General features: G+C 59.0%; 1 pseudogene. It reads right to left on the bottom strand.

The features are described 5' to 3' along the window. Positions 1 to 858: pseudogene (locus tag R0J87_RS18305) on the bottom strand (IS1182 family transposase); the annotation flags it as partial.

Below are 858 nucleotides of genomic sequence, written 5' to 3'. Positions count from 1 at the left end.
AGGATCACTGCGATAGTGGCGGTAGCCATGTCGATCCGTGGTGGCATAGATCAGCGATTGGCCCTCTGGGCACTGATAGGTGTTGGTCGCCGCGTCATAGGTAAAGGCACGTTTGGGTAGATACCCTTTCGGCTTACTGGGACGGCGGTAGCCGATGACACCATAAAGCCCGCGCTCCTCCAGTCCATGACAGATAGCCGCCGTAAAGTAACCCGCGTCGAGGCCGACACCGACCGGGTCCAGCCCGAAGCGCTGGCACTGATGGTCCAGTCGCGCCAAGTAAGGCACGCTATCGTGCACACTGGCCGGGGTGACATGGGTATCGGTAATAATGGCGTGCTTGCCGTCCACCGTGCGGTGATCCAGATAGAAGAAGCCGGTCGGTTTGCCATCGCGCACCATATAGCCGCTATCCGGGTCGGTGAGGCTGATTTTCTTTTCGACAGTGGCCGGTGCCTCAGCACGCGGCGTCAGGGCTTTTTTCCATGTTGAGCGCGGTCCTCCTCAACCGCCACATCCAGTGCGTCCAGATAGTCCCGTGCCGTCGTCTCGACCGCTTGGCGCTCAAAACGATGCTTGTTGGCATTGGCCTTGAGATGCGTGCTATCGGTGTAGAGCACTTCGCCGCCCACCAAGCCCTGTGCGATGGCTTGCTCGACAATGGTATCGAAGATCTCTTGGTGGATCGTACTATCGGAGAAGCGGCGGCGTCGGTTCTGGCTGATGGTTGAGGCATCGGGCACCTTGTCGGTCAAGCGCAAGCCGAGGAACCAGCGGTAGGCGACGTTGACTTGGATCTCGCGCATCAACTGGCGCTCGCTACGAATGCCAAACAGATAGCCGATAAACAAGGCCTTG

The organism is Halomonas sp. SIMBA_159 (assembly GCF_046536035.1).
Classification (GTDB): Bacteria; Pseudomonadota; Gammaproteobacteria; order Pseudomonadales; family Halomonadaceae; genus Vreelandella; species Vreelandella venusta_A.
Note: the sequence above shows the minus strand (reverse complement) of the source record. Positions and strands in the feature narration are given on the sequence as shown.